Here is a 7,999-nt window from a genome sequence, read left to right as displayed (position 1 = left end):
TCACCGGCATGCAATTCCACGAGACCTTCACGCAGCAGGACGTGGACCTGACCAAGGTCTTCAGTGATGTGACAATTTTCAATGCTCACGTTGCCGACGCCTCGCATATAGAAAACGTCGCCAGCCTGGCCTGCCGCTCAGCGCTGAGCGGTCGCGGCGTTGCGCACCTGTCGATCGCAAACGATGTCCAGGAACAAGAACTGGAAGACGCTGAACGCTCCAAGCGCAATCGGCCGGATCACGTGCCGAACCGCATGTTCGAAGGCCGGCGGTTGCCGGACGAAGCCGAACTCGACACGGCTGCACGCATTTTGAATGATGCCTCGAAGGTAGCCATCCTCGTCGGCCGCGGCGCGCTCGGCGCGCGACGAACTGGAGCGCACAGCGGAGCTTCTCGCGGCGCCGGTGGCGAAAGCTCTGCTCGGTAAAGCTGTGCTCCCCGACGATCATCCGCACACGACCGGCGGGATCGGCATTCTCGGCACGTCGCCGTCGCAGGAAGCGATGGAGCAATGCGATGCCCTGCTCATTGTCGGGTCGAGCTTTCCCTACGTCGAATATTATCCAAATCCGGGCCAAGCTCGGGCCGTTCAGATCGAGCGGGATGCGTAGCGCATCGGGCTACGCTATCCGGCGGGGGCCGGTCTTGTCGGAGACGCCGCTGAAGCGCTCCGGCTGCTCAATGAGCGCTTGCGGCAAAAGACAGATCGCTCGCTCCTGAAGCAGGCCCAGACCGGGATGAAGCGCTGGCGCGAGATGATGGCGCAGTCCGAGGGCAAGGCCGACGAGACTCTCAAGCCTCAGGCCGTGACCAAAGCTTTTGGACGACCGCTTGCCGGCAGACGCCATTCTGGCCGTCGATTCAGGCCAGAACACCGAGCTCGCCGCCTGGCACGTGGATATGCGCGAGGGGCAGGCTTTTGCCGTATCGGGTACGCTCGCCTCGATGGCTTGCGGCCTGCCTTACGCGATCGCCGCGGGCATCGCCTTCCCAGGACGGCCCATTTTCGCCATCGTGGGAGATGGCGGCTTTGCGATGCAGCTTGGCGAGTTCTCGACCGCCGTTCGTTACGGCATTCCACTCAAGCTCCTCGTGATCAAGAACAACATGCTGAATCAGATCGCATGGGAGCAAATGATGTTCCTGGGCAACCCGCAATTCGGGGGCGAGCTCCAGCCGATTGATTTCGTGAAAGCGGCAGAGGCGATGGGCGGGCGTGGATTTTCGATCACGCGTCATGGAGAGATCGAGGACGTGTTTGACCGCGCGTTCTCCACGGAAGGTCCAGTCGTGATCGAAGCTGTGGTTGATCCCTATGAACCGATGATGCCCCCCAAGATGCCGGCGGATTATGCAAAGAATTTCCGTAAGGCGTTGCCGGAAACGCCGCATCACGAGCGCATCGAAGCAAATACTGCGGAAGAACCGTTGAAGACGACGATGGATGCGGACAGCTGAGTAGCAAACATTACGATTTCCGCGAAGCTCTCCTTCAACGTATTGGACCCGGGCTCGCCCTCCTCCCACCTTCCGCCATCGTCCGGAATGTAATTGAATAGCGCGTTGCCTCCACGGGCGGGATGCTGTGCTCCCAGCCGTGCCGAGACTCATCCGACATCATGTAGAGCGAGCGCGGTTCGGCTTCCAACGTAAAGCCCCGCCAGGCCGTGCCAGCCTTGCGGCGGAAGCGAAACTTGCATCGCGAGGCGAGCGACAATCCGAAAATCCGATCAAAGTGCGGCTTGTCGCGATGCCAGCCAATTCCAACCCCAGCCTCGTATTCGGTGCACAGGACTTGCCCTACGGCGTCGGCCGGCATCTTAGCGAACTGCTCGATTTGAGACGCGAGCGGGGCGAGCCAGTCGGGGATATCGTCGGCCGGTTCCAGCGCCTGTCGGGAACAGTCGTAGCGCCAGCCGAACGAGGCCACGCGGCGCTTTCCCTCGAACGCGCCAAATTGAAAGGGCGTCAACGGAAGATCGCGGAGCCGGTCGATCAAAACCTGTTCGTGGTCGCGGGTGGTGACGAAATCAGGCTGGTAACGAATCCCCTTGGGCGATGCTGAAGCTTCTGCGAAAAGGCTGAGTTGGTCGGACATCGGGCTTCCTGTCGGCACGCTGCCGGGCTTAGCGCCTCACCCCGATCCGGGCAGGGTTCACACAAGGCGACTCTCGCGCACCGCACGTTGTTTTCGCGGCCCTGCGTCTTATGTTTCTTTTCTCCTTCCCGTTGAGTCGACAAGTGGCATGGCACGACGAACCGGCAGTGCCGATCTACCCCTCCATGGCGGTCGGGTTCCTGCCTGGCTCGGCCAGCGCATGTCGACGCTCGGCGCGATCATTTGCCAAGCCATTGTCCATCATTATAGTCGGGACGAATTCTTGCGGCGGCTGTCTCATCCATTCTGGTTCCAATCGTTCGGAGCCGTAATGGGCATGGACTGGCACTCCTCCGGGATCACCACCAGCGTAATCGGCGCCCTGAAGCGCGGGTTGGCGCCGCTCGAAAGCGAGCTGGGCATCCATGTCTGTGGCGGACGTGGAAAGCAGTCGCGTCGCACACCGGACGAACTGCGGAATCTGGGTGACCGTATCGGTTTCGACGGAGTTGCACTAACCCGCGCGAGCCGACTGGTCGCCAAGGTTGATAGCGCTGCTGTGCAGGATGGCTTCGATCTCTACTTGCATGGTTTTATCGTCACCGATGACGGCCACTGGACCGTGGTGCAACAGGGCATGAACGGCGACAAGCGCCAAGCCCGGCGCTACCATTGGCACTCTGATGATGTCGCCGACTTCGTCGATGCCCCCCACAGCGCCATCGACGGACCGGCGCAAGGGGAAATCATAAACCTCACCGACAAGCGGGCGACCCGATCGCGTCTCGCGCAACTCGACCTGCTGGCCGATCACGGACCGGATCGTGTCGCCGATCACTATGCGGAGCTTGTCGCGCGGCCGACTGCACAACCGCTGCTGCCGCACCTCGTGATGCCGGCGCACCATGATGTCCGCTCAAGCGATGTGTTTGTTCGCCGCCTCCATGGCACCCTGGCCGCAGCAGCAGAACGAGGCCCGGTCGATTTTCCGGATTTGTTGCTGACCCCGGGCGTCGGCGCGCGAACGGTGCAGTCACTGGCGATGGTGGCTGAGGTCGTGCATGGCGCCCCCTATCGATTTCAGGATCCGGCGCGCTTTTCGCTCGCGCATGGCGGCAAGGATCGGCATCCTAATCCGGTTCCAATCAAGGTCTATGACGAAACCATCCGTGTCCTGAAATCGGCGGTTCACAAAGCCAAGCTCGGGCGCGACGAAGAGCTTGGCGCGCTCCGGCGTCTGGACCACCAGGCGCGCGAACTGGAGCGAACGGCCGATGGCCCGTCGCTCGAGGCTTTCATCGCGCGTGAGCGTGAGGTCTCGCCATTGGTCGGCGGACGATCGGTGTTCGGTTGGGAAGAAGACGTTGCTGGACAACGCAAGGTCGATCGCGGGTGACCGTCGTCGTTTTGCAGATCAGGCCGTCGTTCCTTGTCGGACGAGTATCCTCAACAAATTGGCCGGATCGCTCGCGATCTCTTTGCATCCAGCTTTTTGAAGTTCGTCTGCCGAGAAGCCGCCTGTGAGCACGCCAAAGGCAATTGCTCCGGCCTCTTGCGCGGCCTGCGCGTCATAGGGGCTGTCGCCGACGACGATCACCTCGCCATGAGGAGCGGGCAGCTTCTTCAGCGCCACGTCGATAAGATCGGACGCAGGCTTTTCCTTTGAGACTTCATCTCCGCACACCGTCGCCGTGACCTTATCCGTGATCCGAAGAAGCTTCAGGTAATGTCGCAATTCGTCGGGCTGGCTGGTCGTCGCGAGCGCGGTTTGACGGCCGTTACGGCTCAGCCAATCAAACAGCCGGTCGACATCCGGTAACGCGCGAGCCTGCTGGATGTAGTCTTTTCGGTAACGCTCTCCCTGCTCGTCCAACAGCAACTTCCGCGCCGATGGAGAAAGCCTCGGCACCAGGGTGGCAAGCATCAGCTTCCCGTCCATGCCCGAGTATTGGTGCAGTTCCTCGACCGAGAAAGCGAAGCCGTGGCTGGCCAGTGTTCGCTGCCAGCACTGCAGGACCAGAGCGACGCACTCGATCAGTGTGCCCTCGACATCGAAAATGAATGCCTGTGCCAGCGGGTTCACGGCGCAGCCTCGCTGTTCATGCGACGCGCGGTCGGATATGCGAGCCAGAGACCGATCATGACGACAGCGGCGAGCACGGCGATCGTCGTTCCAATCGAAGAACTTTCGGTCGCTTTGGTGGCCGCGACATACAGATCAAGGGCAATGCCGCCCGCAAGCGGCGCCGCCGCCAGGACGATCAGTCGGCTGCCGAGATCGTGAAATTCCTCGCTGTCTTCACCGAGAAAACTCAAGCGATGAATGGCTGCCGGAGCGATCAGGAGAATGATCGCAAGACCCATGCAACACAGTGCAGCAGTGTGTAGGAGCTTTGACGAAGACGGTAGTTTGTCAAAGCCGCTCGTCAGCATCACCGCCATCTGAAATCCCAGCAGCGCCTGGGCTCCCGGGATCATGACTCGGGCTTCGGTCAGCATCTGCTCGACTTTGGCATGGAGCGGCGTTTCATTTTGTTTCTGCATCGGCGTTTCCTTCACGTCGGGCCGTCGGCGGATCACGGGAAAGACAAACCACAACAGCATTGCACCGGAGAAGAACGAGAGGCCAACGATTGCGGCCGCGGCCAAACCATAATGACGATCAAGCACGATTAAGATGTCGAGACCGAGCGTCGCGGCCAGCGGCAGCAGCGCTAACCCGGCACATGCGGACGCAACGCGATGGATCTCCGGGGCCACTTCGCCTCGCTCGACGATCCTGTGATGCAGGGACGGCGTGATGAGAAGGGCGACCGCGAGCGTGATGAGGCCGAACGCTGCGACGTCAAGGTTCCGCGAAACTCTCGGCAGGGTATCGAACCCATCCTGGAACATACCGTTGAGCTGAAAACCCATCAGAATCTGAGCGCCAAGGATCAGAAGGCGCGTCTCATCCATGGCGGTCTTCAGCTTGGCGTCGGGCTTCATGACCTAGTAACGATGGAGAGAAACGGCCGGTTCCCGACTTGCGAGGCGGATTGCAAATCCATGGGAACGACGGCAAGCGCAGTGTTTCGGGGTGAAGGGGCGCTTCAACGCACTCCCCGCCCGATTCAGTTGTCATCCCGCCATTGCGCAAGAATTGGAACGGACCACTGGTTGGCGATTGAATCCACGAAGCATTCATTGCGGAGACCGCGGCGAAGGCACTGATTTGGCACGTTAAGAACGACCTGCGCTGCGAGAGCGTGCACGATCCGCGATTCGAGCATTCGCGAGACGCCATCGCGTTGGACGCGGCCGTAGACGCCGATCATGCCGGCCGAGAAGACAGTCCGACGATATTTCTCGAACACCTTGGGCCAGCCACCAGATTTGCGATGCCGGTTTCGCCCTCAAGCGTAATGAACATGACGCCTTTGGCGCGGAGCCCGGTCTCTGGCGGACAAGAACGAGACCGCCCGCCTCGAGCCAGAGGCCGCCACGCGCAGCCATCGCCTCGGCGCAAGTGGCGATCCGCCGAGCGCGCAATTCTTTACGCAGGAATGAGAGCGGATGTGTGCGCAACGTAAGCCCGACATGCCCGTAGTCTTCGATCACTTCCCCGCCAGCGGTCATCGGCCAAAGCGAAACGGTCGGCTCATGGATTTTTGGAACCGGTGCTGATTCACGCGATATGGCCGCGGCGAATAACGGCAACGGCTCGTCGCGCAAAGCTTTGATTGCCCATAACGCCTCACGGCGCGCCAGTTGCAGTGATGATCGAAAAGCATTGGCATCGGCCAACTGAATGAGCGAGGCAGACGGAACACCCGCCCTGCGCCAGAGATCATCAACAAAAGAGAACGTCCGTTCAGCGCGAGCGGCGAGGATGCGTGCCGCATCTGCGTTGCCGAGACCGCGCACCATGCAGCCCAAGACGGACGGGCAAAGCGATCCTCAACGTCAGGGAAAGCGACGGAGTTGACAGGCAAAATAAAAACCCTTATAAGGGCCACTATGCGCTTCAAGCGAAACCAGCTGGAAGACGGAATTTGGGCAACATTCCCACCGCCCGACTTATCCCACTCGGAATTCCTCGTCCGCATAAAGCGAATATTGGAGACCGATCGCGGCTTCGATCAGTTGATCAGGCCGACACCCGCAGCCCAGCGTGCGAAGTATGCTTTCTTTAGTGGCGCGCCTCCAGGCAGCGGCGCAGAAGTCCGTTTCTCTTCCTATGAAGTATTTGCCGTGCTCACTGCCCTGCGGCTGCAGGAGCACGGCTTTCCAAAGGCGCGCACGGTAGAAATTCTCCGGCTGGTGAGGTCGAAACTCGAGAACGAGCATAAGTGGATTTTAGAGCAGGACCCTGCCGCCATCGTCGGTGATGCCGCACCGAGAAAAATGCCGCGGGCCGGCTCCCCGGCATTCGCCTCTAGAAATCCGGTGTTTCTCGTGGTCGCAACTGGAGGACACAGTGCTAAGGATCGTGCAGCCGCGCCGCGCGCGTGCGGCATCTGTCGTGGCGAAGAAGAAGTCGGACGTTTTCGCAAGGCGGTGGGTGCTGACTCGTGGACGATGTTTGAGTTGACCACCGCGGCTCTTCAGCTCGCACAAAATCTCATTAAGACCGAGCCACGATCGAGAGGTCGCGGTGCTGGTTGATCCATCATGTCCGGTTTTGTCACGACATTTGAAACCCGTATTTGTACTTCATATTTCCAGGATGGACAAGAAGCACATTATGTCTTTCACCACACAGCACGGTCTTGCAGCAAAGCAGCCAAGAAGCGTGGAAGCTGAGGGACGTACGGGGTGCAAAGGACTGTCGAGTGGGGTGTTAGTCTGTTGAATCCGTCGAGGAACAATGCCCGACGTTCCAAAAAGAAGCTCGCAAAATTGCAAAGTCGAAGGGCCGCGACGGACAGGCTTGTAAAGGTGACATATGTCAAACACAGATCCAGACGCCCCTCACCGCGTAAAGCTGAAACGCACAAGCAAGAACGGCTTCTTGGATGCCGAATTCGACGCCTCGATCAAAGCGCAGAACGCACTTCGCTCGCTGAAGGTCGAGTATCTGCCAGTCGCTGCCTTATGGCCGGCGCTCCGGACGGTGCGAACCCATACGAAAAAGCAGGTTAGGCAGCTCGCCGACTCCGTCACGCACTTCGGGTTTGTGCGCCCGATCATTGTCGATGCGCGCGGTCAGATTGTCGCCGGGCATGGCGTCTGGGAAGCAGCGAAGACCCTCAGGCTGGCCGAGGTGCCCGCTATCCGGATCTCCCATCTCTCCGACGTTGAGATCCGAGCTTACATGCTTGCGGACAATAAGCTCGCCGAGAAGGCGGGCTGGGACCGAGAGCTGCTCGCGATCGAACTCAAAGAGCTTGAGGGTCTGTTGCCCCAGATCGATCTCGATCTCAGCATAACGGGCTTTGACTCTGCCGAGATCGACGCGTTGATGTTCGACTTCGGAAACGAGCGTCCCAATCCAGCCGATGAAATCCCCGATCGCCACGACGGGCCTGCTGTTTCGCGATTGGGCGATTTGTTCGTGTTCGGGAAAAAACATCGTCTCGCGGTGGGAGACGCACAAGATCCCGAGGGCTATCCAAAATTGCTGCGCAGCGAATTGGCCGCGATGGCATTTCTCGACCCGCCATACAATGTGCCGATCGCCGGTCACGTGGGCGGGCGTGGGCGCACCAAACATCGGGAGTTCGCTTGTGCAGCCGGCGAACTGACCGAAAGGCAATTCATCGCATTCCTTGAGGAATCGTTGGCCCTATGCGCGAAACATTCGGCTGATGGAGCGATCCACTACGTTTGCATGGATTGGCGACACTGCCATGAGCTGCATGTTGCCGGCACCCGAGTCTTCACAGAGCTCAAGAACGTTTGCGTCTGGGTCAAGACAA

Annotated in this window: 6 protein-coding genes and 2 pseudogenes; 4 read left to right on the top strand and 4 right to left on the bottom strand. The window is 60.0% G+C overall.

Annotation, left to right across the window (positions count from 1 at the left end; genetic code table 11):
* Nucleotides 1-1,459 (top strand): annotated as a pseudogene (locus AB7F49_RS36385) (thiamine pyrophosphate-dependent enzyme); the annotation flags it as partial.
* Nucleotides 1,460-1,493: 34 nt separating this feature from the next.
* On the opposite strand, the gene AB7F49_RS36380 reads toward AB7F49_RS36385, so the two are convergent.
* Nucleotides 1,494-2,099, bottom strand: coding sequence for an alpha-ketoglutarate-dependent dioxygenase AlkB (locus AB7F49_RS36380; protein ID WP_428531880.1), 606 nt, complete (start codon nt 2,097-2,099; stop codon nt 1,494-1,496).
* Nucleotides 2,100-2,247: 148 nt separating this feature from the next.
* Here AB7F49_RS36380 and AB7F49_RS36375 point away from each other — a divergent pair, with 148 nt between their 5' ends.
* Complete coding sequence (locus tag AB7F49_RS36375; RefSeq protein WP_428531883.1) at nt 2,248-3,495, top strand: DUF763 domain-containing protein; 1,248 nt, start codon at nt 2,248-2,250, stop codon at nt 3,493-3,495.
* Between the two features lie 18 nt (nt 3,496-3,513).
* Here AB7F49_RS36375 and AB7F49_RS36370 read toward each other — a convergent pair whose 3' ends face one another.
* From AB7F49_RS36370 to AB7F49_RS36360, 3 genes and pseudogenes are all read right to left on the bottom strand, one after another.
* The gene (locus tag AB7F49_RS36370) at nt 3,514-4,182 is read right to left on the bottom strand and encodes an HAD family hydrolase (protein WP_428531877.1); all 669 of its coding nucleotides are present in this window, start codon (nt 4,180-4,182) and stop codon (nt 3,514-3,516) included.
* Nucleotides 4,179-5,087 carry a DUF6328 family protein gene (locus AB7F49_RS36365; protein WP_428531874.1) on the bottom strand — a complete coding sequence of 303 codons (909 nt, stop codon included), beginning with the start codon at nt 5,085-5,087 and terminating at the stop codon, nt 4,179-4,181. Before AB7F49_RS36365 ends, AB7F49_RS36370 begins: the two co-directional genes overlap by 4 nt.
* 242 nt (nt 5,088-5,329) lie before the next feature.
* Nucleotides 5,330-6,008: pseudogene (locus AB7F49_RS36360) on the bottom strand (OB-fold nucleic acid binding domain-containing protein); the annotation flags it as partial.
* Nucleotides 6,009-6,062: 54 nt separating this feature from the next.
* Here AB7F49_RS36360 and AB7F49_RS36355 point away from each other — a divergent pair.
* Nucleotides 6,063-6,746 (top strand): hypothetical protein, encoded by a 684-nt coding sequence (locus AB7F49_RS36355; RefSeq protein ID WP_428531871.1) that lies wholly within the window; start codon nt 6,063-6,065, stop codon nt 6,744-6,746.
* 346 nt (nt 6,747-7,092) lie between these two features.
* Nucleotides 7,093-7,999 (top strand): ParB N-terminal domain-containing protein (locus tag AB7F49_RS36350; protein WP_428531868.1); only part of this gene is annotated, 907 nt, incomplete at its 3' end.

This window comes from Pseudorhodoplanes sp. (genome assembly GCF_050250235.1).
Lineage (GTDB): Bacteria > Pseudomonadota > Alphaproteobacteria > Rhizobiales > Xanthobacteraceae > Pseudorhodoplanes.
Note: the sequence above shows the minus strand (reverse complement) of the source record. Positions and strands in the feature narration are given on the sequence as shown.